26 protein-coding genes and 1 pseudogene are annotated in these 25,160 nt (G+C 67.8%); 14 read left to right on the top strand and 13 right to left on the bottom strand.

Going from position 1 to position 25,160, the window contains the following annotated elements:
- Positions 1-18 precede the first annotated feature (18 nt).
- Together OHA10_RS26270 and OHA10_RS26265 are read right to left on the bottom strand one after the other, a co-directional pair.
- Positions 19-909: a nucleoside phosphorylase gene (locus OHA10_RS26270; protein ID WP_371401424.1), complete on the bottom strand. Its 891-nt coding sequence runs from the start codon at positions 907-909 to the stop codon at positions 19-21.
- Positions 909-1,802: a carbohydrate kinase family protein gene (locus OHA10_RS26265; protein ID WP_371401423.1), complete on the bottom strand. Its 894-nt coding sequence runs from the start codon at positions 1,800-1,802 to the stop codon at positions 909-911. Before OHA10_RS26265 ends, OHA10_RS26270 begins: the two co-directional genes overlap by 1 nt.
- A gap of 44 nt (positions 1,803-1,846) precedes the next feature.
- On the opposite strand from OHA10_RS26265, the gene OHA10_RS26260 reads away from it, so the two are divergent.
- On the top strand, positions 1,847-2,794 hold the full coding sequence (locus OHA10_RS26260; protein ID WP_371401422.1) for a nucleoside hydrolase: 948 nt from the start codon (positions 1,847-1,849) through the stop codon (positions 2,792-2,794).
- Between the two features lie 204 nt (positions 2,795-2,998).
- On the opposite strand, the pseudogene OHA10_RS26255 reads toward OHA10_RS26260, so the two are convergent.
- Positions 2,999-3,469: pseudogene (locus OHA10_RS26255) on the bottom strand (hypothetical protein); the annotation flags it as partial.
- Between OHA10_RS26255 and OHA10_RS26250 the strand changes: the two are divergent.
- Entirely contained in the window at positions 3,381-3,629 is a 249-nt protein-coding gene (locus tag OHA10_RS26250; protein WP_371408049.1) for a hypothetical protein, read from the top strand. The pseudogene OHA10_RS26255 and the gene OHA10_RS26250 overlap by 89 nt on opposite strands.
- A 117-nt stretch (positions 3,630-3,746) precedes the next feature.
- On the opposite strand, the gene OHA10_RS26245 is transcribed toward OHA10_RS26250, so the two are convergent.
- Positions 3,747-4,709 (bottom strand): sugar phosphate isomerase/epimerase family protein, encoded by a 963-nt coding sequence (locus tag OHA10_RS26245; RefSeq protein WP_371401421.1) that lies wholly within the window; start codon positions 4,707-4,709, stop codon positions 3,747-3,749.
- Positions 4,710-4,744: 35 nt separating this feature from the next.
- A complete protein-coding gene (locus tag OHA10_RS26240; protein ID WP_371401420.1) occupies positions 4,745-5,752 on the bottom strand; it encodes a zinc-binding dehydrogenase in 1,008 nt (335 codons plus the stop codon).
- Between the two features lie 157 nt (positions 5,753-5,909).
- On the opposite strand from OHA10_RS26240, the gene OHA10_RS26235 reads away from it, so the two are divergent.
- Positions 5,910-6,686 (top strand): 5-formyltetrahydrofolate cyclo-ligase, encoded by a 777-nt coding sequence (locus tag OHA10_RS26235; RefSeq protein ID WP_371401419.1) that lies wholly within the window; start codon positions 5,910-5,912, stop codon positions 6,684-6,686.
- A gap of 7 nt (positions 6,687-6,693) precedes the next feature.
- Here OHA10_RS26235 and OHA10_RS26230 read toward each other — a convergent pair whose 3' ends face one another.
- Positions 6,694-7,482: a GntR family transcriptional regulator gene (locus OHA10_RS26230; protein ID WP_371401418.1), complete on the bottom strand. Its 789-nt coding sequence runs from the start codon at positions 7,480-7,482 to the stop codon at positions 6,694-6,696.
- Positions 7,483-7,620: 138 nt separating this feature from the next.
- On the opposite strand from OHA10_RS26230, the gene OHA10_RS26225 reads away from it, so the two are divergent.
- The 6 genes from OHA10_RS26225 to OHA10_RS26200 are packed head-to-tail and all read left to right on the top strand — an operon-like array spanning position 7,621 to position 14,207.
- Entirely contained in the window at positions 7,621-8,967 is a 1,347-nt protein-coding gene (locus tag OHA10_RS26225; RefSeq protein WP_371401417.1) for an extracellular solute-binding protein, read from the top strand.
- Positions 8,964-9,986 (top strand): carbohydrate ABC transporter permease, encoded by a 1,023-nt coding sequence (locus OHA10_RS26220; protein WP_371401416.1) that lies wholly within the window; start codon positions 8,964-8,966, stop codon positions 9,984-9,986. The genes OHA10_RS26225 and OHA10_RS26220 overlap by 4 nt, the downstream gene beginning before the upstream one ends.
- 1 nt (position 9,987) lies before the next feature.
- Entirely contained in the window at positions 9,988-10,827 is an 840-nt protein-coding gene (locus OHA10_RS26215) for a carbohydrate ABC transporter permease (protein ID WP_371401415.1), read from the top strand.
- Positions 10,828-10,849: 22 nt separating this feature from the next.
- Positions 10,850-12,649, top strand: a complete 1,800-nt coding sequence (locus tag OHA10_RS26210; RefSeq protein WP_371401414.1) for a PfkB family carbohydrate kinase — start codon at positions 10,850-10,852, stop codon at positions 12,647-12,649.
- Positions 12,646-13,689 carry an adenosine deaminase gene (locus OHA10_RS26205; protein WP_371401413.1) on the top strand — a complete coding sequence of 348 codons (1,044 nt, stop codon included), beginning with the start codon at positions 12,646-12,648 and terminating at the stop codon, positions 13,687-13,689. Before OHA10_RS26210 ends, OHA10_RS26205 begins: the two co-directional genes overlap by 4 nt.
- Positions 13,686-14,207: a DinB family protein gene (locus tag OHA10_RS26200; protein ID WP_371401412.1), complete on the top strand. Its 522-nt coding sequence runs from the start codon at positions 13,686-13,688 to the stop codon at positions 14,205-14,207. Before OHA10_RS26205 ends, OHA10_RS26200 begins: the two co-directional genes overlap by 4 nt.
- 71 nt (positions 14,208-14,278) lie before the next feature.
- On the opposite strand, the gene OHA10_RS26195 is transcribed toward OHA10_RS26200, so the two are convergent.
- From OHA10_RS26195 to OHA10_RS26175, 5 genes are all read right to left on the bottom strand, one after another.
- The gene (locus OHA10_RS26195; protein ID WP_371401411.1) at positions 14,279-15,256 is read right to left on the bottom strand and encodes a ribose-phosphate diphosphokinase; all 978 of its coding nucleotides are present in this window, start codon (positions 15,254-15,256) and stop codon (positions 14,279-14,281) included.
- A gap of 110 nt (positions 15,257-15,366) precedes the next feature.
- Positions 15,367-16,389: a low specificity L-threonine aldolase gene (locus tag OHA10_RS26190; RefSeq protein WP_371401410.1), complete on the bottom strand. Its 1,023-nt coding sequence runs from the start codon at positions 16,387-16,389 to the stop codon at positions 15,367-15,369.
- Complete coding sequence (locus OHA10_RS26185; protein ID WP_371401409.1) at positions 16,386-17,759, bottom strand: class II 3-deoxy-7-phosphoheptulonate synthase; 1,374 nt, start codon at positions 17,757-17,759, stop codon at positions 16,386-16,388. Before OHA10_RS26185 ends, OHA10_RS26190 begins: the two co-directional genes overlap by 4 nt.
- Before the next feature lie 43 nt (positions 17,760-17,802).
- Positions 17,803-18,195, bottom strand: a complete 393-nt coding sequence (locus OHA10_RS26180) for a DUF2237 family protein (protein ID WP_371401408.1) — start codon at positions 18,193-18,195, stop codon at positions 17,803-17,805.
- Between the two features lie 36 nt (positions 18,196-18,231).
- Complete coding sequence (locus OHA10_RS26175) at positions 18,232-18,957, bottom strand: lysophospholipid acyltransferase family protein (RefSeq protein WP_371401407.1); 726 nt, start codon at positions 18,955-18,957, stop codon at positions 18,232-18,234.
- 288 nt (positions 18,958-19,245) lie between these two features.
- Between OHA10_RS26175 and OHA10_RS26170 the strand changes: the two genes are divergently transcribed.
- From OHA10_RS26170 to OHA10_RS26150, 5 genes are read left to right on the top strand one after another with little or no spacing between them, the layout of a single operon-like run.
- Complete coding sequence (locus tag OHA10_RS26170; protein WP_371401406.1) at positions 19,246-20,091, top strand: alpha/beta hydrolase; 846 nt, start codon at positions 19,246-19,248, stop codon at positions 20,089-20,091.
- A complete protein-coding gene (locus OHA10_RS26165) occupies positions 20,084-20,788 on the top strand; it encodes a hypothetical protein (RefSeq protein ID WP_371401405.1) in 705 nt (234 codons plus the stop codon). Before OHA10_RS26170 ends, OHA10_RS26165 begins: the two co-directional genes overlap by 8 nt.
- Before the next feature lie 51 nt (positions 20,789-20,839).
- Positions 20,840-22,069, top strand: a complete 1,230-nt coding sequence (locus OHA10_RS26160) for a TIGR00300 family protein (RefSeq protein WP_371401404.1) — start codon at positions 20,840-20,842, stop codon at positions 22,067-22,069.
- A 25-nt stretch (positions 22,070-22,094) separates the two neighbouring features.
- Positions 22,095-22,517: a nuclear transport factor 2 family protein gene (locus OHA10_RS26155; RefSeq protein WP_371401403.1), complete on the top strand. Its 423-nt coding sequence runs from the start codon at positions 22,095-22,097 to the stop codon at positions 22,515-22,517.
- Between the two features lie 17 nt (positions 22,518-22,534).
- Complete coding sequence (locus OHA10_RS26150; RefSeq protein WP_371401402.1) at positions 22,535-23,284, top strand: enoyl-CoA hydratase-related protein; 750 nt, start codon at positions 22,535-22,537, stop codon at positions 23,282-23,284.
- Here the strand turns inward: OHA10_RS26150 and OHA10_RS26145 are convergent.
- Both OHA10_RS26145 and OHA10_RS26140 read right to left on the bottom strand, forming a co-directional pair.
- Positions 23,281-23,976 carry an endonuclease/exonuclease/phosphatase family protein gene (locus tag OHA10_RS26145; protein ID WP_371401401.1) on the bottom strand — a complete coding sequence of 232 codons (696 nt, stop codon included), beginning with the start codon at positions 23,974-23,976 and terminating at the stop codon, positions 23,281-23,283. The genes OHA10_RS26150 and OHA10_RS26145 overlap by 4 nt on opposite strands.
- The gene (locus OHA10_RS26140) at positions 23,973-25,115 is read right to left on the bottom strand and encodes an ROK family glucokinase (RefSeq protein ID WP_371401400.1); all 1,143 of its coding nucleotides are present in this window, start codon (positions 25,113-25,115) and stop codon (positions 23,973-23,975) included. Before OHA10_RS26140 ends, OHA10_RS26145 begins: the two co-directional genes overlap by 4 nt.
- Between the last annotated feature and the right edge of the window lie 45 nt (positions 25,116-25,160).

Below are 25,160 nucleotides of genomic sequence, written 5' to 3'. Positions count from 1 at the left end.
ACCTTTGATCTCAGGGTGTCAATGTAATCCGGAAATCCATCGAGGTACGTCGTTCGCCGCGACCGCGGCGTCCATCGCCGCCAGCTCGACGAGCCCGGCCAGCGCGAGGTCTGTCGCGGACCGGTGCCCCGCCCCCGCCACGAACGGCTGGTCCGCGATGACGTTGTCGGCGACCGAACAGACCGATCCGCCACGCTTCCCGAACAGCGCGGCGAGCGTGACGATCGCAGCCGACTCCCGATCCCCGTTGAGGACACCGGCCCGCGCCCAGGTCTCGAGAATGTCCAGATGCCAGGGCTGGAAGTACCCGCCCACCGACGGCCGACCGACACCGCAGAAGTCGCTGTCACTCGAGCGAGTCACCCCGACGTGATGCGGTACGCCCAGCGTGGCCGCCGCGCGCGCCATCGCGAGCACGACCTCGTATGCGGCAACCGCGGGATAAGCGGCCGGAATGTATGCCTGCGTCATCCCCTCGTCGCGCACGACACCCGAGGAGATGACGACATCGCCGGGCGCGACCGAAGGATGAATACCGCCCGAGCCGCCGACGCGGATGAATGTGTCCGCGGTTGTGAACTCGAGGAGCTCATGCAGGATCAACTCCGCCTCGGGCGAGCCGCTCCCCCCGGACACCACGGTCACCGGAACGCCTTCGTGGCTGCCGCTCCAGGTCGTGAACATGCCCGACCGGCCGATGCGCTCGGCGTCGTCCAGTTCGGCGGCGAGTTGGGTGGCCGGATCGTCGTCGTACGCACAGAGCGGGTCGCGCACCATCAACAGGACGTAGCGCGCGACCTTGGCCGGGTCGATCCGCGAGAGCGCCGGCCGTCCATCGACGAGCAACCCGCGTTTCGGGACGTTGCCTGCGAACTTGTAGCTGTCGTAGAGGGCATTGAGGTCCGTCATCAGGTTCCTTTCACAACAAGGGAGTCCGCCGCGTTCTCGACGGCAGCTCGCACGACGCTGTCGACCCGCGGCGCTCCCCTTGTCGCCACGACGACCGCAGCGGCGGCCGCGGCGAGCCGGGCCGCGCGGAGCGGATCGCCGGTCGCCTGGTACGCCGCGATGAAGGCGCCGGAGTAACTGTTGCCACCGCCTGTCGGGTCGACGACGACGGTCGGCGCCGCCGCGAGCTGGATCCGGCGGCCGGCGTGGAGCAGGAGGGAGCCTTCGGCACCGAGCCGCAGCAGGACGAGCGGAGCCAGATCACTGGCAGCCTTGGCGGCCTCATCGATCGAGGCCAGGCCGAACAGCGACAACGCCTCAGCTCTGTTCAGCGACACCACATCGACAAGACCGGCCCGCTCCCTCACGATCTCGAGGGCTGTCGCCTCGGCGGACAACTCCCACAGAATCGGCACCGAGGAGCGGAAGGCAGCAATGTGCTCCCAGTAGGGCGCTTCGTCGGCATGGAACAGGTACATCGCTCCGAGCTCCGCTGTTGACGGGATGTGCTGAGGCAACGGCGTGTGGGCGTCGAAATGGGATCGGCCGTAGACAGGCGTCTCCTCGCGCTCGCCGTCGGCGAAGTACTGGATGCGGGTGCGGGGTCCACGCTCGCCGACGACGAACAGCCCACTCGAGTCGATCGCGCGTTCCCGGCACCAGTCCTGGAGCATGGCCAGGTCGGCGTCCCCGGTTCCGGCCACCAGCATGCTTGCCATCGGCAACGACACGAGACTGGCGCCGACGGCGGCGTACGCACCGGCCCCGCCGACCTCCTCGTGAGCGAGCCGGCCAGACGGCTCGCACACCTCGTCGAGGACGGCATGCGAGAGCACAGCAACCTTCCGCGCCACGTCAGACTCCCTTGGTTATGTTGTTATGCTTATAATACCCATTCATGAAGAACCTGCTGATCGACACCGATCCGGGCATGGACGATGCCCTGGCGATCGCCCTTGCACACAAGGCCGGGGCGCTCGACGTCAAAGCGATCACCGCGGTCACCGGGAACCTGCCCTCGGACCGGACCGCGTCCAACGCACTCAAGATCCTCGACCTGCTCGGCGCCCCCGACATCCCCGTCGCTCAGGGGCCACTGCAGCCCGTCTCCGGCAACTACCCGTCGGACCCGTTCTCACATGGCAGCGACGGCCTGGCCGAGTCCCACTTCGCCGAGTCCGGCCGGCGCCTCGACGAACGGACCGCGGCCGAGCTGATCGTGGACGTGGTCAACCAGCACGCGGGCGACATCACGGTGTGCGCGCTCGGACCGCTGACGAACATCGCAGGCGCACTGGAGCTCGATCCCGGTCTGCCGGAGAAGATCAGCGAGCTGATCATCATCGGCGGCTCCTTCGGGGAGACGCCGTACGCGTGGAGCCAGGCGACGGGCGACAACCCGGTCAGCGAATGGAACATCTTCGTCGACCCGGAAGCCGCCCGATCAGTCTTCCGGGCCGACTTCGACCTCGTGGCCGTCGGCCTGGATGTCGCGACCCACCCGAGCATCAACTTCCGCGAACACGACCTCGATGCCCTCCGCGCCTCCACGACCCCCGAGGCCGCGCTGGCTCTGCGCGTGGTCGAGTTCGTCAACGGACGCGGTTATCAATCGTACTGCTCATTGATCGACAGCGTCGCCGTAGCCGTCGCCATCGACCGCACACTCATCAAGACCACCGACCTCCGCTGCGACGTCGCCACCGCCGACCGCCTGACCCGAGGCATGACCGTCGTCGATCGCCGCGCCCACCACCAATGGACCGACCTCCCTCTCATCACGGTCGCCCGCGATCTCGACTTCGACCGCTTCCTGACCCTGGTCACCATGCAGCTGACCAAGTGAGCACGGACCCTGCCCTGCCATCGGTAGCCAGCGAGGTAGGCCCGCACCTGCGGCGACCCGATCCATCTGGTGCAACAGAGCCAGGCCGTCGAGGGCCACATCGATCGCGGCGCGATGACCTGCACCAGCGGCAAAGGTCGCACCTGTGCTCAGGTTGTCGGCGACCGAGCAGATCGAGCCCGCACGTCGTCCGAAGAGAGTTGCCAGCGTGACCACCGCTGCGGACTCCCGGTCACCGTTGAGCACCTGGGCCCGTATCAACGTGTCGGGCAACTCGGCGTTCCACGGCTGAAGGAATCCACGGACACCGGGCCGACCGCCGCCGACAATGTCACTGTCGGCGGATCGGGTGATGCCGACGTGGTGTGGCGCGCCCGCGTCGGTCGCGGCCTGGGCAAGGGCGAGCACCACCTCAGGTGAGCAGGCCGCCGGCCACGACGGTGGGACATACGCCGCCGTCATGCCTTCGTCTCGCATCACTCCGCGCGCGATGACGAGATCGCCGGGCGATACCGACGGATGGATACCGCCGGATCCACCGACCCTGATGAAGGTTGTCGCGTTCGTGTTTTCGAGCAGTTCATGCATGATCAACTCGGTCTCCGGCGAGCCGGACCCGCCGGAGACAACGCTGATGGATGCCCCTCGATATCGGCCGGTCCAGGTCGTGAACATGCCGGTTCGCCCGGCCGGACGGGCGTCCTCGAGCCGTCCGGCGATCTGCTCGGCCGGGTCTGCGTCGTACCCGCACAGCGGGTCGCGCACGGTGATGATGACGTACTCGCCGACGCCGTCCGGATCGATTCCGCTGAGAGCCGGCCGCCCGTCGATGTAGAGCCCTCGGACGGGCACGTTGGCCGTATAACGATACGAGGCCAGCGCTTCGCGGTTGACCGGATCTACGTGGCTGTCGTCGTAGCCGGGTCCACGATCGCCGGATTCCGTCCGCATCTCAGTTCCACCAGGTGTTCAGTTCGTCACTGGCCGGTCGAATGGCAGAGATCAACGCGATGGCCTTGGCCGTTCCGTCGGCCGCGTCGTACAGAACATCCTCGTGTTCGACGCTCAGGGTGCCTGTGTAGCCGACCTCCTTCAAGGCGGTCACGAACTGCTTCCAGAATTCGGGGCTCCGGCCGTGTCCGAGGGTTCGGTACAGCCATCCACGTCTGTCCCACTCGGCGAACGGTGTGGTGTCGAGTACGCCGACCTCGCCGAGCTGGTGACTTCGCAGCTCGCAATCCTTCATGTGGACATGGTGGATCGCGTCACCGAGGTACCGGATCGCTGCGATGATGTCGATCTGCTGCCAGATCAGATGGCTCGGATCCAGGTTGGCCCCGATCGTCGGCGAGACCGCATCGCGCAACCGGATCAGATTGCGTGGGTTGTAGACCGACATACCCGGGTGCATCTCGAGCGCCACGCGTACGCCCTGGTCGTCGCAGAACTTCGCCGTCTCCTTCCAGTACGGGATGATCGCCTCCTCCCACTGCCACCTGAGGATCCTGGGAAAGTCGTCCGGCCAGGCACAGGTGACCCAGTTGGGGTAGGTGGCGTTCGGTCCGTCTCCGGGGCAGCCGGAGAAGTCGACGACGGTCTGCACGCCGAGCTGGGATGCCAGCGACACGGTCGCACGGAACAGACCGATCTGCGCTTCGGCGATCTCTGCCTGCGGGTGAAGTGGGTTGCCGTGACAGCTGAGTGAGCTGATGCTCAAGCCGTGCGCTGCGACTCGGCCGGCAAGCTCATCACGCAGGGTCGCACTGGCCAGAAGGGCATCGAGGTCGTAATCCATGGCAACCCTTCGACCGAAGGTGCTCAGCTCGACCACCTCGGCGCCGTTGTCGCGAAGGAACGACAACGCGTCGTCCAAGCGCCAACTGTCGAAACACGCAAGGAACGCACCGATCTTCATATCTGTCTCCTTGTCTGCATTGGGTCGGACCGAGCTCAGGCGCCGGGCTCGAGGAGGAGCGCGCCTTTCACATAGCTCGGCTCGCCGGCATGGCTCAGCACCTCGGCGGCGTCGTGGAGCGTGCCGGTGTGAGTGATCAGATCTGAGGTCACCAGTCGGCCGCTGCTCATCAGGCCTGCCGTCCGGTAGAAGATCTGGTGGAAGTCCTCGGCGATCATCGGCGAGGCATTGAGAACCCGCAGCCCTTTCAGGTGCCAAGTGGTGCCGTTGATCGTGACGTTGCCTCGCTGGTGACCGAACATGACGACAGTCGCACCGACTCGCGCCAGAGCGACGGCCAGCTCGAGCCCGGCCGCCGTACCCGAGGTCTCGAAGACGACGTCGGCCGGGCCGTTCTGCAGACCCGGGAGGACGTACGCCGATGGCATCGGCCGCCGATCGACGACGGCCTCGACGGTCTCGACGATGTCGTCGACCTCGCGCCCGTCCGAACGCAGTGTGCTCGTGGCGCCGGACGCGGCAGCCTGGACCAATCGTTCGTCCCGGACATCGAAAGCAAGCGTGTGGCGAGCCGGCGTCGTCGCCAGGCCCCGCAGAATCCCCAGTCCCATGAAGCCGCAGCCGACGACAGCCACGACGTCGTCGGCACGGATCCCGGCGACGTCGATCCCGTTGATGCAGCAGGCCATCGGCTCGACGATCCAGTTCGTCCAGTCGTCGATGTGGTCCGGCAGTTTGGCTGCCTGATGCTCGGCTGCGACCGCCTGCCGGCGAAACCTGCCGTCGCCCAGCAATGCGACGTTGTCACCGACCCTGAACCGTGTCACCTCCGGACCGACCGCGGTGACGGTCCCCGCGCCTTCGTGTCCGCCGAGATACGGATACGGAACTCCCGGATCACCACGGAACACCTCGACATCCCCGCGGCACAGCCCACCGACCTTGATGTCGACCAGGAGGTCACGGGATCCGAGCGGCGGCAGCTCGATGTCGCGGACATCCGTGCGACCTGGGCCCGTGAAGCACAACGCGGAAGTGCGCATGTATCTCCTCAATAGGTATGGTTAACCGGACCATATGTCGCATCATCTGTGCCCGCAAGTGGGATTTCAAGCGTCATCCGATGGAGATCCTGGATCTGATGACTTAAGTTGTACGGACTACCGTACAAATCATGCTCTGGCACCAGGAGGACCTTCCATGGCCGATTCACACCAGCGGATGCTCGATGCGAACCAGCTCGCGGCCCGCCATGAGCACCGCGAGCGGATCTGGCGAGAGATGCTGCGCGTGTGCCGCCCCGACTCCCGGTTCCACTGGGACTTCTCCAGCTTCATCGCCGACTTCGAAGGCAGCGAGCAGAGCGCCCTCCGAGTGAGACAACTCGAGGCCTATCAAGCCTGTGGTCGCCTGTTCATCACGCCGGACAACGCCACCGAACACCTCCGGCGGCACGCGATTCTCGACGGCAAGACCGTGGTCATGACCACCTACGCGATCACTCGCGGCTTCCTGGTGCTCGAGCCCGGGACGGTCCCCGCGGGCGAGGAGCGGTATGCCGCGACTCTCGACGGAATGGACACATTCGCGACCCCGACCACTCTGGCCGAACTCTCGACCGGAGAGCCGATCGGTCTGCTGGCCACCGGCGGTTCAGCGGTGGCGACGAACGGCGTGCGCTTCGGCAAGGGACACGGGTACTTCGACCTGGAGTGGGCCCTGATGAGCGAGACCGGAGTGGCCGGCCCGGACGCACAGATCGTGGATCTGGTCCACGACTGCCAGGTCGTGGAGGACGATCTCGCCGGCCTCGATCACGATGCGCCGGTCGACTGGATCGTCACGCCGACCCGAACCCTCCGCACCACGCCGGCGCATCGTCGCAGGCCGGGCCGCGTCTTCTGGGATCTGTTGGCCGGATCCGCCCTGGAAACGACTCCCCCGGTCGTCGAACTTCGAGCCCTGAAAGGGATGTAGGCCGACGTCAGACGTCAGCGTGAGCGACCTCGGGGCCGGATGCGTGGACATCGAAGCGGAACCGAACCCGGTCGCTCCGCCAGTACGTCCACGATGCCTCGAGGGGCTTCCCCGCGGCAGTGAAGCTCATCGCGGCCAGCAGGATCAGCGGTGAATCGACACCGACGGACAACAACGAGGCTTGCCCGGGGTCTGCGCCGTGGACCTCCAGCAAGTTCTCGTAGCGAGCAGCCACCAGGTCATAGTGGTCCCGCAACGTCGTCGAGATCGAGCCGTCGACGAGGCCGGTCGAGATCAGATCGGGAACCAAGGCCTCCGGGAGCCACGACAGGCTCAACGCACTGGGAATGTCGTTGATGCTCATCACGCGCTCCAGCGCCACCACGGGTTCCGACGGACGTAGGCCGAGTTGCTCAGCCACGGAGGCGGACACCCGGGTGGTGCGTTCCAGCCGGGTCACTCGGGCGTCCAGCCGCAGGCCTTGGGTACGGGAGCGGTCCGCCAGACCCAGCGGCAGACTCAGATCGTGAAGTAGCGGCGTCGGGGTCTTGAGGACGAACGTCCCCTTGCCTTGCTCACGACTGATGAACGCGTCACGAGACAGGTCACTCAGGGCCTGCCGGACGGTCGCCCGACTGACGTCGTACTCCCGGGACAGCTCGATCTCGGTCGGCAGCTTCTCCCCCGGCCGCCAGTCACCGTGGTCGATGCGCGCCTTGAGCGATCTCGCCACCTGGTGGTAGGCGGGCACGGGCAGCGTGCGATCCACCGTGGTTCCGCGACTGAGCGTGGTCATGGTCCTAATCATACGTACATCCGTACCACTGGCGTGGACGTGAATCCGGGTTACCACTAGGCGATCACGACATCACGGGCTATGGTACGGACATCCATACCAATCGCCCCTCGAGTTCGATGGAAAGGGGTCATCCCCATGAGCAGTGCACTCGATCGCAGGCAGTTCCTGCGCCGGGCCGGCCTGACCGGACTCGGTCTCGCACTCGGGCCCGGGCTGCTGGCCGCCTGCGGCGACGGGACCAAGCAGTCGGCGGCCAAGCCGTCCACGCTGTCCTCGCTGTGGGTTCCCTACGATTCGCTGGACAACGCGGGCAAGAAGCTGATGGCCGCGTGGACGGCGCAGTCCGGCATCCAGGTCGGCTTCAACACGGTGCCGTGGGCCGACTGGGACCGTCGCATCCGCGCCATCCCCAACCAGCCGGACAGCCCCGACGTGCTGATCGTCGACGGACCGGCCCTCGAGGGGTACGCCGCCAACGGCATCCTCGCGCCACTCGACAAGTACTTCCCCGCCGACGATCTCAAGGACTTCCTGCCCGGCACCACACCGGCCGCGTTCTGGAAGGGCAAGTTCTACGGCCCGGCCACCAACGAGAGCTCCCAAGCGATCGTCTACAACAAGACGATCCTCGACCGTTACGGCATCACGCCGCCGACCGACCTCGGCCAGGCGTGGACCTGGAAGCACTTTCGCGACGTCCTGGTCGAGATCCAGAAAGGTGAGCGGAAGCGCCGCGGCGACAACCAGTTCTGGGGAATCTTCCTCGGGCAGGGCAACTTCATCGGCGGAGGGACCTACACCGGACTCGACCTGATCCGTTCGGCCGGCGCCAAGGATTCCCCGACCTACAAGGCGATCAGCGACGACGGCCTGAAGGTGGCCGGGTACGCCGACACCTCCGAGGCGATGAGTGCTTACCAGTTCCTGCAAGATCTCTACCAGGCCGACGGCCTCAGTCCGCAGAGCAAGTCCCCGGACTTCTTCTTCAACAACCAGATCGCCTTCTGGCTGACGAATCCCGACGTCGCCGTCAGCGGTATCCGCGAGAAGAGCCCGGCCATGAAATGGGGCGCGATGCCCCATCCGTTCCACGTCACCCCGGTCGTGCACACGGACTCGTACCACCTCGGTGTGTCCGCGACGTCGAAGTACATCGAGTACGCCGGCCAGCTCGTCGCCTACATGATCTCGCAGAGCGGCGCGAAGCTGATGGCTCAGTACCAGAATGCGCTACCGGCGCGAAAGTCCGCGCTGGCGGCGATGACCGAGTACGCCAAGCAGCCGTTGAAGGTCTTCGCCGACACTGCTGCACAGTGGGCGGTCCCGCGACCGATCACTCCTGGGTGGTCCGAGTACGACACCATCTACAGCCAGATGCTGACCGATATCTCGACCGGCGCGAAGATCGAGGCCGCGGTGAGCAAGGCGGTCGAGCAGATCGACACCCAGCTCGACCGGTACGCGAGTCTGGTCTCGAAATGACGACCGGAACACGCCGCGCGCTCGCGCTCGACCGATCGGATCCGCCTGAGGCGGCCGGCGACATGTCCGGCGCGGCGGACCGAGAGCTCGACGGTCCGGCCGGCCGGACGCTTTCCCGCCGCCGGCGTTCCCGACGCCACCGGCTCCGGCGGCCGACCAACTCCGTGCTCTGGGCGTTCATTCTCCTCACACCCACGCTCGCCCTGATAGCCGTTTACAAGTACGGCCCGATCGGAGCAGCGGTCTGGGCGAGCACCCGATTCTTCACCGTCGGCGGCCAGGCGCAGCAGTCCGTCGGCATCGAGAACTTCCACACGGCTCTCGCCGACGGCGACTTTCGCCACTCGCTGTTGCTCACCGTCGGCTTTGCACTGGTGAAGATCCCGCTTCAACTCGGCCTTGGATTCGGGGCGGCGCTGCTGCTCTTCCGCACCAGCAAGGTCAACTCCTTCCTCCGGACGATCATGGTGATTCCGGCCGTCACACCGATCGTCATCGTCGGAATCGTGTTCCTGTTCCTGTTCGACCGCGAGATCGGTCTGGTCAACACCCTGCTGCACCTGGTCGGCGTCGAAAAGGTCGGCTGGTTGACGAACCCCGACCCGGCCAAGGTCGTGATCGTCGCCGTCTCGGTCTGGCGGGACGCCGGATTCACGATGCTGATCTACCTCGCCGGCCTCACCGCCGTTCCGGCCGAGATCCTCGAGGCATCACGGATCGACGGATGCTCCGGTCCGCAGCAGGTTCGCCGCGTCGTGTGGCCGTTGCTGCAGCGCTCGACCCAGCTGGCGACCGTCACGACGACGATCGGAGCGTTCCAGTTGTTCGCACCGATCTTCGTGATGACCCGGGGCGGCCCACAGAACGCCACCGACGTCGCGGCGTACCACGTCTACACACAAGCCTTCGTGTTCTTCAACCAAGGTCTCGCCAACGCGATGGCTCTGGTCCTCGTTGCCCTGCTGATCGTTGTCACCGGCATCGAGCTGTACCTGCTCCGGGCTCGATGGGAGTACTGACATGACATCGACCGCTCGGAGTTCGCAACTCGCCCTCCGCATCGTGAAGGCTCTGGTGGTGCTCGTATTCCTGGGGCCGATCCTGCTCGCCCTCGTCAGCGCGTTCCGGCCGAACGGCGAGATCTTCAAGTACAGCGGCACACTCAATCTCCACACCTTCCTGCCGATTCCCGGGACCCTCGGCAACTTCTCCGCGGCCGCGCACGAGCCGCAGTTCATCCGGCAGGTTCTCAACACCCTGCTACTCGCACTCGTCCAATCCAGCCTCACTGTCGTGCTGGCGCTGCTGGCCGCGTTCCCCCTCGCACGTATGACGTTCCGCGGCCGAGGCGTGATCTTCTATCTGCTGATCGCGACGATGTTCATCCCGTTCGAGGCACTGGCGGTTCCGCTGTTCCTGATCGTCAAGGAACTCGGCCAGCTCAACTCGTTCTGGGGTCTGCTGTTGCCGTGGGTGGCCGGGCCGGTAGCAGTCTTCATCCTCCGGCAGGCGATGGCCGACATTCCGAGATCGCTCGACGAAGCGGTGATGGTCGACGGCGGGGGTGTGCCGCGCATCCTCCGGCACGCGATCATCCCGAATGTCTGGCCCGCGATGGTGACCGTGTGGCTGACCACCTTCATCTACGTCTGGGACTCGTTCCTCTGGCCGCTGATCATCATGAGCGACCCGCGCCGGCAGCTGGCTCAGGTCGGCATCGTCAACCTCATCAACCCCAACGAGATCGACTACGGGACGCTGTTCGCGATGTCGCTCCTCGCCGCCGGCCCGGTGGTCCTGATCTTCCTGCTACTTCAGCGCTTCTACCAGCAAGGCGTCACCGCCACCGGCCTGAAGTAGCCGACCGACATAGGAGAAACAAATGCTGCTGATCATCGGCAATGCCGCCCACACCGACCTGATCGCACGGGCCGATCGCCGACCGGCGCCGCACGAAGTCGGCCGGCTGGAAGGCGGCCCGCTCGCCGACGGCGGCTGGTTGCCCGGCGGATCGGCGCCGACCGTCGCACTGGTGGCGTCGGAGGCGGGCGAAGCTGTGCGACTGTGGCACCCGCTCCCCCGCACCGACGGGCGAGTCACCGGAATATCCCAGCTCCACCGAGCCGGCATCGACCTGTCGGCCTGCCCTGAGGTCGGCACCGTGAACCGCTGCTTCCTCGTCGAGTCTCCCGACGGTCGTCTGTGCTGGTCCAGTCCCGCGTCCGAGGTCGATCCGCCGGACAGCGAAACGATCCTCAAGGACGTCGACCTGGTCATCGTCTGCCCGCAATGGGGTCCGTGGGTCGAACCCACGCTCGAGGCCGCGATCGAGAGCGGCGTACCTGTCGCCCTGGTCGGGGCAGTGCCTCCGGCCGCCACCCGCTTCCCATGGACGTACGCGATCGTCGATCGACGCCAGTACGAAGACCGCTCCCTCTCCGCTCAGCTGATCGTGCTGACCGACGGAGCCCGCGGCGCCGAGCTGATCGACAACACAACCGGTGAAACCGTGTCGGTCGCCGCCACACCCGTCACGCCTGTCGACACCACCGGGGCAGGCGACACCTGGGCAGGCACCTTCCTCGCGGCGATCCAGCAAGGCGCGACGCAAGTCGACGCGGCCGAGCGTGCCAGTGCCCGTGCCGCGCAGGCCTGCCTGGTGTGGGGCGCGCGATCAACCCCACCCGCAACCGCCCCGGCGCTCGACCTGAAGGACCGGGCACACGGCGTACTCCTCGGAGTCGCGTGCGGGGACGCCTTCGGCATGCCCAACTCGTTCCTGGAGCACCCGACCTGGCGTACGGCGATGGAACCCGGCCCCGCGAACAGCCCGTACCACGCCGGGTACCCCGCGGGTCGAATCACCGACGACACCGAACAGTCTCTCGCCCTCACCGACAGCCTTCGAAAGTCCGGCCGGCACCTCGACGCCGGCATTGCCGCGCAGGATCTGCTCTCGTGGTTCGAGCGCGTCGGCGGCGAATCCTCGTTGGCCGTAGGCCCGAGCACCAAGCGTGCGATGACCGGCCTGCTTGCCGGGCAACCACTCGACAGCGTCGGTGCCACCGGCGTCACCAACGGCGCCCCGATGCGGATCGCCCCGATCGGCATCTGGGCGGCATTCGCGTCGATCGACGAGACCGCGTTGATCGACGAGGTCGCAGCAGCCTGCTTGCCGACCCACAACACCAGCGTTGCGATCTCAGGTGCCGCCGCGGTCGCGCTCGGTGTCTACGCCGGCATGCACGGAGCCACCTGGAACGAGGCGGTCGACGCGGCCTGCCGGGCAGCGGACGTCGGCGCGCGGAAGGGGCACTGGGTCTACGCGCCATCGATCGGTGAACGCATCCGCTGGGCCTGCGAAGTAGTGCTCGACGCCACCGACGACCAGCACGCCGCGCGCATTATCAGCCGGCTCGTCGGAGCCGGCGAGCCGGTCTCCGAATCCGTGCCGGCTGCCTTCGCGGCCGCGACCTATGCCGACGCGGATCCGGAGCTCGCCATCACCATCGCGGGCAACCTCACCGGCGACACCGACACCGTCGCCGCGATGGCCGGTGCACTCTGCGGCGCGCAGCGCGGTGCCGGGGCGTTTCCGCGCGACTGGATCGATCTGGTCACCAGCGTCAACGATCTGGACTTCGACGTGTGGGTCCAGGACCTGGCCGGGGCCGCCGAATGAACGACGCCGACTTCGACGTCAAAGCCCTGCCGAAGGCCGAACTGCACCTTCACCTGGAAGGCACGCTCGAACCCGAGACCATCTTCCAGTTCGCGGAGCGCAACCGGATCCCGCTGCCGTACGCCGATGTCGACGACCTCGCCGGTCGGTATCGGTTCGACGATCTGCAGTCTTTTCTCGATCTGTACTACGCGAACATGGCGACGCTCCGGACAGTCGAGGACTTCGCCGACATGACCGAGGCGTACCTGGTCCGGGCATCCGTCGCCGGGGTCCGGCATGCCGAAGTCTTTCTGGACCCGCAGGCACACACCGGCCGCGGCATCCCGCTCGAAACTGTCCTCGAAGGTGTGACGTCAGCCCTCAGCGCCTCCGAGCGGCGGCACGGGATCAGCACCGGACTGATCGTCACGATCTTGCGCGACCTCAGTTCCGAATCAGCCATGACCACGCTCGACGCAGTACTTGCATGCGGCGCCGACGTCGTCGGCATCGGACTCGACTCGGCAGAAGTCGGCCACCCGCCGTCGAAGTTCGTCGAGGTTTTCGCCAAGGCACGCGCCAACGGCCTGCGCGCGGTCGCTCACGCCGGTGAAGAGGGCCCGCCCAGCTACATCTGGGAAGCGCTCGACCTTCTCCGCGCCGAGCGCATCGACCATGGCGTGCGCTGCTTGGAAGACGATGCCCTGGTCCATCGGTTGGCAGCCGAGCAGATACCGCTCACTGTCTGCCCACTGTCCAACGTACGACTCCAGGTAGTGCGTGACCTCTCGCAGCACCCGTTGCCGGCGATGCTCTCACGCGATCTCCTGGTCACCGTCAACTCGGACGACCCCGCCTATTTCGGCGGGTACGTGGACGACAACTATGCAGCTGTCCGGGCCTCCCTGTCCCTCTCACCTGAGACCCTCTGCAAGCTAGCATCCAACTCGATCCGAGCATCCTTCCTCGACAACACACGCAAGTCAGCCCTACTGACCGAGATCGCAACCATCACTGCAAGCCTTAGCACGAAGGTGGAGGGATTCAGAGCAGGATGAGTGCTGACGCTGAGGGATACCCGGAGCTCGACGCTGATGAGCGCACCACGCTCGAGCAGTTCCTCGATCAGTACCGTCGGCGGGCGCTTTCGTGTCTCGAGCGGCTGACGGACGTGCAGGCGCGAACGAGAAGCCTCCCGGCCACCGATCTGACGCCGGGTGGGGTCGTGAAGCATCTCGCGCATCTGGAAGATCATTGGTTCATTGCGCGAGTCGGAGGAGGCGAGCTTCCTGAGCCGTGGGCGTCGGCGCCGCTCGATACCCAACCGCAGTGGGACTTCGAGTCCGCGGCCGGCGACACTGTCGAAGAGATTTCCGCGCTTTACCGGGCGGCTTGCACTCGTAGTCGCCACGTCGCAAGCCGGCTTCCAACACTCGACAGCAGGGCGCCTCGCCCCTCGTTCGGCAAGGGTCCCGTGACACTTCGCTGGGTCATGGTGCACATGCTCGAGGAGACGGCCTGCCACGTCGGCCACCTCGACCTGCTGACCGACGCGATCACCGAGCAGCGCCCGTGACCGCCTATCGCGATCCGATTGGGCGGGCGCGGCCGGGTAGTCGAAAATGCGCGGGGTCGATCCCAGGGCTCCTAGAAGGGGAGTTTGGGTTGGGGTGGGGCGTGGGTGGGGTCTACGCCGTCGAAGAGGCTGCTGACGGATTCGCCGTCGTGGATTCGTTTGATGGCTTCGGCGAAGAGGCCGGCTACCGAGGTGACCTGGAGTTCGGGGAAGCCGTCGGGGCGGGGGACGGTGTCGGTGCTGATGACTTCGGTGATGGAGGGGTGGGAGCGGAGGCGTTCCACGGCGGGGCCGGCGAAGAGGCCGTGGGTGCAGGCGACGGCGGCTTGGGTGCAGCCGCGGTCCTTCAGGCGGTCGAGGAGTTCGATGATCGAGCCGCCGGTGGCGATCTCGTCGTCGAGGATGATCGCGCGTTTGCCGGCTACGTCGCCGACGATCGCGTCGATGACGACCCGGTCGTCGGCCAGGCGCTGCTTGCTGCCGGCGGCGACGGGCGTGCCCAGCAGACGGGCGAACTGGGTCGCGGTCTTCGCGTTGCCCAGGTCGGGGCTGACGACGACGGTGTCGCTCAGGTCGCGGCCGCGGAAGTGGTCGGCGAGTACGCCGATCGCGGTCAGGTGATCGACCGGTACGGAGAAGAAGCCGTGCACCTGCGGCGCATGCAACGCCATCGTCAGCACGCGATTGGCGCCGGCCGTCGTCAGCATGTCCGCGACCAGGCGGCCGCCGATCGAGATGCGGGACGCGTCCTTCTTGTCGGAGCGCGCGTACGCGTAGTGCGGGATGACCGCGGTGATCTGCTGGGCCGATGCGCCGCGGGCGGCGTCGATCATCAGCAGCAGCTCCATCAGGTGCTCCTGCGTCGGCGGCACCAGCGGTTGCACGATGTACACGTCGCGTTGCCGGCAGTTCGCCTGGAGTTGGACCTGCAGGCAGTCATTGCTGAAACGATGGATCTCGACCGGTGAAAGCGGTACGCCGAGATCCCTGCAGATCTGCTCCGCCAACTCGATGTGGGCACTTCCGCTGAACACGACGATCTCTCGCACGGCTCTCCCCGAAACGCTGCAACCCAGACAGCATCAGCCTACCTGCCGCATTCGCCCCGACGGCGGCGAGGGCGCAGCGCAGCGACGGCATCGAGCCGAAAGCTCAACAATCACCCGATGATGCGCGCCAGCACTTCCGCCGCCGCGCGGCAGTCCTCGGCCGAAGCGTCGAGATGTGTCACGACCCGCAGCTGCGTCGCGCCCACACCGCCCACCAGTACGCCGGCCTCCTTCGCGGCTGCCACCACCTCGGCGACCGTGCGACCGGTCGCGGCCAGGTCGGCGACCACGATGTTCGTCTCGACCTGGTCCGGCTTCACCGAGCCCGGCGCAGCATCCGCGAGTACGTCGGCGATCGCCCGCGCGTTCGCGTGATCCTCGGCGAGCCGCTCGACGTTGTGCGCAACGGCGTACAACCCGGCCGCGGCGAGTACGCCGGCCTGCCGCCAGCCGCCGCCGAGGCGCTTGCGCCAGACACGTGCCTCGCGGATCAGCTCGGTGGAGCCGACCAGCACGGAGCCGACCGGTGCACCCAGACCCTTCGACAGGCAGACGCTGGCGGCCGCGGCCCGCGACGCATAAGCAGCAACCGGCATACCCGAGGCCACGGACGCGTTCCACAGCCGCGCGCCGTCCAGGTGCAGCGGGATGTCGCGGGCGTCGAGTTCGTCGGCGAGGGCGTCGTACCCGTGCTGGATCGCTCCGCCGCCGAAGTTGTGCGTGTTCTCGACCGAGACCGCCGACGTCTGGACGAAGTACGGACCGAGGTCGGCGGCGATCAGCGCACGGATCTGGTCGAGGTCGATCTGTCCGGCCGGCGCGCTCCAGGTCCGCGTCGTCACGCCGTTGACGGCCGCGTGCGAGCCGAGCTCGGCGCGGACGATATGCGCGCTCGCCTCACAGAGCACCTCGCCGCCACGCGGCACCAGGGCCTGGACGCCGAGCATGTTCGCCAGCGAGCCGGTGACGGTGAACAGGCCGGCCTCATGACCGAGCAGGCCCGCGACCTGCTCTTCCAAGGCGTTGACGGTCGGATCCTCGCCGTACACGTCGTCGCCCACAGGCGCCGACGCCATCGCGGCCAGCATCTCCGCCGAAGGCCGGGTGACGGTGTCCGACCGAAGATCGATCATGCCTGCGCGCCCCGCAGCCGCTCCGCCACCAGGAACGCCAACTCCAGTGACTGATGCCGGTTCAACCGCGGGTCGCACGCCGTCTCGTACCGGTTCACGAGGTCCTCCGCGACCAGCTCCTCACCGCCGCCGAGACACTCGGTCACGTCGTCGCCGGTCAGCTCCATGTGTACGCCGCCCGGCCACGTCCCGACCTGCTCGTGCGCGTCGAAGAAGCCTTGGACCTCGTCCATCACGTCGTCGAAGTTGCGGGTCTTGTACCCGTTCGGCGTCTCGTACGTGTTTCCGTGCATCGGGTCGCTCACCCACGCGATCGGCGAGCCGTGATCGCGGACCGCCTCCAGCAGCGGCGGCAGCGCCGAGCGGATCTTGGCCGCACCCATCCGGGTGATGAACGTGAGCCGCCCCTCGATCCCCTTCGGGTTCAGCTTGTCGATCAGGGCCCGGATGTACTCCGGTGTCGTGGTCGGCCCGATCTTGACGCCGAGCGGGTTCGACAGCGAGGCCAGGAACTCGACGTGGGCGCCGTCCAGCTGCCGGGTCCGCTCCCCCACCCAGAGCAGGTGGCCGGACACGTCGTACGGCTGCTCGGTCCGCGAGTCGATCCGGGTCAGAGCGTGTTCGTACTCGAGGATCAGCGCCTCGTGCGACGCGTAGAAGTCGACCGTCCGGAACTCGTCCGACGTCGCGCCGCAGGCCCGCATGAACGCGAGCGCCCGCTCGATCTCCGACGCCAGCTGCTCGTAGCGGCGGCCGACCGGGGACGACTTCACGAAGTCCGTGTTCCAGGCGTGCACCTGGTGCAGGTCGGCGTACCCACCGGTGGTGAACGCGCGGGTCAGGTTCAGCGTCGCGGCGGCCGCGTTGTAGACCCCGCGCAGGCGCTGAGGATCCGGGATCCGCGACTCAGGAGTGAAGTCGAAGCCGTTGACGGCGTCACCGCGGTACGACGGCAGCGTCACGCCGTCCCGGGTCTCCTCACCGGACGAACGCGGCTTCGCGTACTGCCCGGCGATCCGGCCGATCTTCACCACCGGCACGCTGGCGGCGTACTGCAGGACGACCGACATCTGCAGGAGCACCCGGAGCTTGGCCCGGATGTTCTCCGCGGTCACACCGGCGAACGTCTCCGCGCAGTCGCCACCCTGCAGGATGAAGGCCTCACCGCGGGCGACGGCACCGATCTTCGTGGTCAGGTCGTCGCACTCACCGGCGAAGACCAGCGGCGGCAGCGTCCGGAGCTCGGCGATCACCTGGTCCAGCACGGCCGCGTCCGGCCACTCGGGCTGCTGCAGCGGCTTCAGCCCCCGCAGCTCGTCCAGACTCGGAACCCCCGGCACTCCACCGGCCGTCAACGTCGCAAATTGCATGGGGCCAACTCTAGGCCAGGGCCCGGAACCGTCGGTGACCGTCTCAGGTCAGTGAGCCCGGATCGGAGGGTACGTCGACCGCGTGCTCGCGGAGCGCCGTGAGCGGGACGGTGTCGAGTGTGCGGGCGTGAGTGGAGGCGAGTACGACGGGAGACGCGGCGCCGGCGTGGTACGCCTGCAGCCAGCGGGCGGCGACCACGCACCAGCGGTCACCCGGCTCGAGGCCCGGGAAGTTGTACTCGGGGCGGGGTGTGACGAGGTCGTTCCCGACCGAGGCCTGGTGGGCAAGGAAGTCCGCGGTCATCACCGCACAGACGGTGTGGCTGCCAAGGTCTTCGGGGCCGCTCGTGCAGCAGCCGTCGCGGTAGAAGCCGGTGACCGGATCGGTCCCGCACTCCTCCAGCGGTCCGCCGAGCACGTTCAGGTCGCTGTCCATGGCGACATCCTCGCCCGGAACGGGCTCCGAACCGGGTCAGCTGGCCTTGGTGTCGCCGAGACGCAGGTGCGCGTCGACCGATTCGCCGGCCTTGATCAGCTCCTTGGCCTTCTCGGCGTACATGTCGACGTACTCCTGGCCGGACAGCTCCATCAGCGCGTACATGATCTCGTCGGTGACCGATCGCAGGACGAACCGGTCCCGCTCCATACCCTCGTAGCGGGAGAAGTCCATCGGCTTGCCGAACGCGACGCCCGGGCGGACCAGCCTCGGCAGCAGCTTGCCCTTTTCCCGGTAGAACAGGTTCGGCCGCATCCGGCCGGCGGGCTGCAGCTTCTCGGTGTCGATCATCGCGACCGGGATCACCGGGACGCCGGCCACGATCGCCATCCGGGCGACGCCGGTCTTGCCCTTGTACAACCGGCCGTCGGGCGAGCGGGTGCCCTCGGGGTAGATCCCGAACAGGCCGCCCTTCTCGAGGATGCTCAGCCCGGTGTTCAGCGCGGCCAGCGAGGCGCGCCCGCCGGACCGGTCGATCGGGATCTGGCCCACCGAGCGGAAGAACGTGGCGACCAGCTTGCCCTTCAGGCCGGGGCCGGTGAAGTACTCCGACTTGGCCGGGAAGACGATCTGCCGCGGTACCGAGACCGGCAGGAAGATCGAGTCGCAGAACGCCAGGTGGTTGCTGACCAGCAGCGCCGGGCCGTCGGTCGGCACGTGCTCCAGGCCGGTGACCTTGGGCCGGAAGAGCAGCTTGATCAATGGCGCGACAATGAACCGTCTCAGGAACAGGTACAGCATCCGCCTCGACCTCCGTCACTCGCCCGACACACCCGACTCGCATCACCCGACAATGCTCACCGCTCCATCGTCGGCCGTACCCTCGTCCGGCACCAGTGCCCACCGGTGGCGGCCAGGCGACATCTTCGGCGCGCCGACCGTTCCGGTGCGGACACTACGTTCCAGCTTCCCCCTCAGGCAATGTCACCGCCAGGAATGTGGGTGTTGCTCACCGTGTTGTCACCTGGATGCAGACTGGACGCAGCCCAGATGCGACGATTGGAGGGCGCTCCGGCCGTCCTCGGCTGGGGCGTCTGTGAGGAACGGACCGGCGAGGAGTCGAGCGTGCCAGTGCAAGCCCACGCGGAGGAGTTTCGCAGTCCCGGCACCGGGGCGAACGCGGCCGTCGGAGTCCTGCTCAGCCACGGGTTCACCGGCTCACCCAAGTCGATGCGGCCCTTCGCCGAACACCTCGCCGCCGAGGGGTACGGCGTCGCCGTCCCGCGCCTGCCCGGGCACGGGACCAGCTGGCAGGAGATGAACAAGACGGGCTGGCCCGACTGGTACGCCGTACTCGACAACGAGCTCCTGCGCTTGCGCAAGGAACACGACCACGTCTTCCTGGTCGGACTGTCGATGGGCGGCTGCCTCGTCCTGCGGCTGGCGGAGCAGCACGGCGCGGACGTTTCCGGTCTGGTCCTGATCAACCCGTCGGTGCGCACCGACGACAAGCGGCTGGCGCTGCTGCCGGTGCTGTCCAGGCTGGTGCCGTCGTTCCCCGGCATCTCGAACGACATCAAGAAGCCGGACGTCGACGAGGGCGCGTACGACAAGATGCCGCTGCGCGCGCTGCATTCGCTGTCGCAGCTGTGGAAGCTCACCCGCGACGATTTGCCCGAAGTCACTCAGCCGGTGCTGCTGTTCCGCAGTACTGTCGATCATGTGGTGGAGCCGAGCTCGGGGCGGACGGTGCTGTCCTCGATCTCGTCCCGCGACGTGACCGAGACCCTGCTCGAGGACAGCTATCACGTGGCAACCCTGGACAACGACGCACCGCGGATCTTCGCGGACACCTCAGCCTTCATCAGGCGGCTGAGCGGTAACAGTGATGCGTGACAACGGACTGACCGCGGCGTCGTACACGTCGCTCGGCGGGATCGACCCGTTGGTCGCCCAGCCGGTGCTGGACGCGCTCGCGGCGGCCGGGATCGCGGCGTACTGCGAGAACCAGAGCGAGGCGCGGACGCCGGAGGAGGCCGACGAACCGGTCCGCATTCCGGTCGGGTACGACGAGATCTTCGTCGACGCCGCGGCGGTGGACGAGGCCCGCCCGGTGATCGACCGCAGTACCGAGGACGCGGAGTGGGAGTCGCTGGTCCAGCAGTTCAACCAACCGTCCGCGCCGGGGCACGACGGCGGCGAGGACCCGGTCCCTCGCTGGCCGGCCAGCGAGGACGTCGACGACAAGTACGAGCCGCTGATCGACGTACCGACCGGGCTCACCGTCGAGGAGACGCCCGCCGCCGCCGACGAGGACACCAAGCCCAAGCGCAAGGACGACGACCCGCACGACCACTTCGTCCCGCCGGAGCCGCCGCGCGGCCCACGGCTGGACTGGATCGCCCGGCTCGCCTGGCTCGGGCTGCTCGGCGGTCCGCTGCTGCTGATCGCGGCCGCCGTCCTCGACTTCGGCACCGGCCGGATCACCACGCTCGCGGTCACGGGTTTCATCGGCGGCTTCCTGACGCTGGTGTTCCGGATGAAGGACCGTCTCCCTCCGGGAGACGGCGGCGACGACGGGGCGGTCGTCTGAGCTAGCATGCGGATCGTCGGACAATCCGACGAACTCCGAGGGAGGGCACCCGTGCAGGTCACCGAGACGGTCGAGATCACCGGCCACCTGATGGACACCGGGCTGCTGTCCCGTGTCCTCGACGACATCCGCGGGTACGGCGGTGAGTACACGCTGGACAAGTTCGACCTCGGCTACGACAAGGACGACCCGTCCACCGTCCGGATGACCGTCGGCGCGGACGACGAGGAGTCGCTGCAACGGCTGCTGATGCGGATCCAGACCAAGGGCGCGAACCTGGTCGACCCCGGTACGCCGGACATCACCGAGGTGACCACCGACGGCGTGTTCCCCGACGGGTTCTACTCCACCACGAACCTCCCCACGAGCGTGCGGCTCGGCGGCCATTGGGTCGCGGTGCAGAACCCGGAGATGGATTGCGGTCTGCTCGTCGAGGGTGACGCGGTCAGGACGATCCCGATGTCCGACGTACGCGCCGGGATGAAGATCATCACCAGTGCGCAGGGCGTGCGGGTCACTCCCCCGATCGCGACGAGCACCGAGGACGGGTTCGGCTTCATGGAGTCGGACGTGTCGTCGGAGAAGCCGCAGCGGGTCCTGGTGAAGCAGGTCGCCGACGGTATGCGCGAGGCGAAGGCGAACGGGCAGAAGGTGCTCTGGGTCGGCGGCCCCGGCATCGTCCACACCGGCGCCGCGCCGGCGATGGTCGCGATCGTGGAGGCCGGGTACGTCGATGTGCTGTTCGCCGGCAATGCGCTCGCGACGCACGACATCGAGTCGTCGCTGTACGGGACGTCACTCGGCGTCGACCTGGCCCGCGGGCGGGGTGTCGAGCACGGGCACGAGCACCACATCCGCGCGATCAACACGATCCGCAAGGCGGGGTCGATCGCGGACGCAGTAGAGCAGGGCGTGCTGACGTCAGGTGTGATGCACGCGCTGGTGCGGAGCGGGAAGAAGTTCGTGCTGGTCGGATCGGTGCGCGACGACGGGCCGCTGCCGGACGTCTACACCGACGTCCTCGAGGGGCAGCGCGCGATGCGGGCCGAGCTGGACGGCGTCGGGTACTGCCTGATGGCCGCGACCATGCTGCACTCGGTTGCCACCGGCAACATCTTGCCGGCTTCGATTCCGCTGACCTGCGTGGACATCAACCCGGCGACCGTGACCAAGCTCGCCGACCGGGGTTCGTCGCAGGCGCGCGGGATCGTGACGGACGTCGGTCTGTTCATCGAGCACCTGGCCCGCGAGCTGTCGCCGTCGTACGCCGAGAGTAAGTGACCCTGTCGAGAGTGAGACTGGGTCGGTGATCGAAGACTTCGAATCGTTCCTGCGCCGGTTCGAGGAGGCCAACTCCGCCTTCGTCAACGGAGACCCGTCGTTGTGGATGCCGCTGGTGTCGCACAGTGAGCAGACCTCGATCTTCGGTGGGTTCGGCGGCCACGAGGTCGGTTGGTCGCAGATCGGGCCGCGGTACGAGTGGGCGTCGTCCCAGTTCCGCGACACCGGCGCGAAGGTCGAGTTCGAGTACCTCGAGAAGCACGTCGGCGCGGACACGGCGTACACGGTCGCGATCGAGCGCTGCGCGGTGCATCACGTCACCCAACCTGACCCGGTTCCGCACGTACTGCGGGCCACGATGGTGTTCCGCGCCGAGGACGGTGAGTGGAAGATCACGCACCGGCACGCCGATCCCCTCAACCCGAAGGCCTCCCCCTCCGGTCCGTGACGGTGTTGGATGGCGCCATGACCGAACTCGTGCACCTGCAAGTGGCCGACGGCGTCGCGACGATCACGCTCGACTCGCCGCACAACAAGAACGCGCTGTCGCAGCAGCTGACGGGTGAGCTGCTGGAGCACCTGGAGGCGGCGGGAGCCGACGACGAGGTGCGGGTGATCGTGGTTCGGTCGGCGTTGGAGGTGTTCTGCTCGGGGGCCGATCTGTCCGAGGCGACGACGGTCGGGATGGGCGTCGGGGCGCAGCGGATGGTCGACGTACAGCGGGCGATCGTCGCGAACCCGAAGCCGGTGATCGCGCGGGTGGCGGGCGCGGTGCGCGCTGGTGGGATCGGGATCGTCGCGGCGGCCGACATCAGCATCTCCGGCGAGAGCGCGACGTTCGCGTTGACCGAGGTACGGCTGGGGCTCGCGGCGGCGACGATTTCGCTGACTGTCCTTCCGCGGCTGACCGACCGGGCGGCTGGGTACACGTTCCTGACCGGCAGCGGGTTCGACGCGCTGGAGGCGGCGCGGTTCGGGCTGCTGACCTTGACGGTGCCGGACGACGATCTGGACGCGGCGGTCGGCGCGGTGCTCGAGGCGGTGCTGAAGGGTGTGCCGCAGGGGTTGCAGGAGACGAAGAAGCTGCTCAACCGCGAACTCCTCGCCGACATCGATGCCCGCGGCAAAGACCTCGCCGAACTCTCGGCCAGCCTGTTCGGCTCCTCCGCCGCCCAGCAGGCCATGCTCGACTTCCTCAACCGCCGCAAGAGCTAGGGCCTCAGCTCCACCAACAGCGGTAGGTGGTCCGACGCTGCGGCCAGGTCCTCGCGGGTGGCGGGGATGTGGCGCAGACGGCCTTTGAGTTGAGGCGTGAGTACGGCGGCGTCGATGCGTTTGTGCGGGGTCGCCGAGTTGAAGGTGGGGCCGGCGTCGGCGCCGAGGTCGACGAGGCCTTCTTCGGCCAGGCGTTTCCAGGCCGGGCCGTCGGGTTCCTCGTTGATGTCGCCGGCGAGGAGGTACGGCGTACCGAACGAGCGGCAGAGAGTGAGGACCTGCGCGATCTCGTGGATCCGGCCGTGGGGGTGGAGGCCGAGGTGGCAGACGACGACCGCGAGCCGGGTCGAGCCCAGCACGACCTGCCCGCCGACGACGCCGCCGGGGAGTTGGGTGGCGATGAAGCTCAGGCGGCGGCGGACGAACGGGCGCCGGACCCGGCGGCCGCGGATGCCGGTGAGGTGGATGCCGTCAGCAACCAGGATCGCGTTGCGGGCCGAGGCCGCGACGTACCGCATGCCGAACGTCGCCGCCATCGCCCGCCGCTTGCGCCGGGTGCCGAACCAGGTCGGCGCCTCCTGCACCAGCATCACGTCCGGCGCGCACGCCTTCACCACCCGGGCGAGCGCCGTACGGTCGTCACCCCAGCGGTGCACGTTGTAGGACAGCACGCGCAGGGCGTGCTCAGTCATCCTTCGTTGTCGCCGTTCACGTCGGCCGGGTGCAGCTCGGCCTCGGCAGGCGCGGCGCGCATTCCGGTACGCCGGGCGGCCGACTTCCGCGCGGCCCGCTCCAACCGGGTCGAGCGTCCCCGGGCGGCCGCCGTCTTCGCGGTCACCGCGGTCGTCTTGACGCGGACCCGGCGCAACCAGGTCGCCTCTTCGCGAGCCAGGTCGGCCGCACCGACCAGACCCGCCTCCGGACCGAGAACCGCGCGGACGATCCGCGCCTCCGGGCGGAAGCCGCGGCCGGTCAGGGTCCGCTTGAACGCCTCGCGGGCCGGCGCCAGCAGCAGCTCGCCGGCGTCGGACACGCCGCCGCCGATCACGAACGTGCCCGGGTCGAGAGCAGCGGCCAGGTTGGCCAGGCCGATGCCGAGCCAGCGGCCGACCTCCTCGAGCAGCTCGACCGCGACCGGGTCGCCGTCCTTGGCCAACTCGGTCACCATCGGGCCGTTGATCTTGCGCGGGTCGCCGCCCGCCGCACGCAGCAGGTTGTGTGCGACCGGTGAGCCGGACATCGCCAGCTCGCGGGCCTCGCGGGTGAGCGCGTTGCCGGAGGCGTACTGCTCCCAGCAGCCGCGGTTACCGCACTCGCAGCGGTGACCACCGGGGACGACCTGCATGTGGCCGAACTCCCCCGCGATACCGAACTTCCCGCGCTGCAGGGAGCCGTCGTTGAGGATCGCTCCGCCGATGCCGGTGCCGAGCGTGACGCAGACCAGGTGGCTCTCGCCCTGTCCCCCGCCGAAGCGCCACTCCGACCAGGCGGCCGCGTTCGCGTCGTTCTCCACCACGACCGGTACGCCGAGGCGCCGCTCGACCGCGTCACGCAGCGGCTCGTGCCGCCAGGCGAGATGCGGGGCGAACAGGACCGACGAACGCGTCCCGTCGACGAATCCGGCGGCGCCGATGCCGACCGCGATCACGTCGTGCCGCGACTCCAGGTCGTGGACGATCTCCGCGATCGCGTCCTCGGTCTCGCGCGGATCCTTGGTCGGCGTGTCCCGCCGGACCCGGTCCAGGATGTTGCCCTCGGGGTCGACCACACCGGCGGCGACCTTCGTCCCACCGATATCGATCCCGATCGTCAAAGCCTGCGTCAGAGCCAAGGTTCGACCTTCCTCGCGGTACCCCCGACCCCCGCCGGTCCGCCT

The sequence above is a fragment of the Kribbella sp. NBC_00662 genome, from assembly GCF_041430295.1.
Classification (GTDB): domain Bacteria; phylum Actinomycetota; class Actinomycetes; order Propionibacteriales; family Kribbellaceae; genus Kribbella.
This window is presented reverse-complemented; position numbering and strand designations above follow the sequence as displayed.